This window comes from Novosphingopyxis sp. YJ-S2-01 (assembly GCF_016093175.1).
Classification (GTDB): domain Bacteria; phylum Pseudomonadota; class Alphaproteobacteria; order Sphingomonadales; family Sphingomonadaceae; genus Novosphingopyxis; species Novosphingopyxis iocasae.
Genome location: NZ_JAEDAI010000012.1, coordinates 1 through 490, shown reverse-complemented (window position 1 = coordinate 490; position 490 = coordinate 1). Strand labels below are relative to the sequence as shown.

Below are 490 nucleotides of genomic sequence, written 5' to 3'. Positions count from 1 at the left end.
GCGACGCTGGCGCTAGCGCTAGAGCGCGAAGACATGGGCGCAGAAGTGCGCGCAATTGCGCGGCGCCTTCTAGGATAAGTGAAACAGCAAACGGGCTGATGATAGCCTCACTTCTAGTGAGTCCAAGTCCCTGCCTTGATAATAATAAGACCTCCCGAACACCTGAGTGCTCGGGAGGCCTTTTTGTTTCATGAAAGCAGTCCGCTATTCGGCGGCTTGCTCCAGCTCATCACCTGAGCCATCACTGCCTGAAGCGCGCGGTTTCTCTGGCAGCTCGATTGGGGCGGCAGGGGGAGATGCGTCTTCGGTTTCCTTCGCTGCACCTTGCACAAGCGCGCCTAGCGAAGATCCATCAAGACCGAGCTCGTTCATCAGCCCGTCAAGCACCGGTGCCTGTGCACGGTAAGCCAGCGCTGCCGACACTGCGTCGGTCGCCAGATTTCCTGAGCCATTACCCGCGCCTTTGCCAGCGGGCGCTCCGGAATCTGCC

Annotated in this window: 1 protein-coding gene; it reads right to left on the bottom strand. The window is 59.6% G+C overall.

Annotated features, from left to right (window positions below; translation table 11 throughout):
• Window positions 1–204 precede the first annotated feature (204 nt).
• Window positions 205–490: flotillin domain-containing protein (locus I6A82_RS14420; protein WP_332310993.1), on the bottom strand; the 286-nt coding region annotated here is incomplete at its 5' end.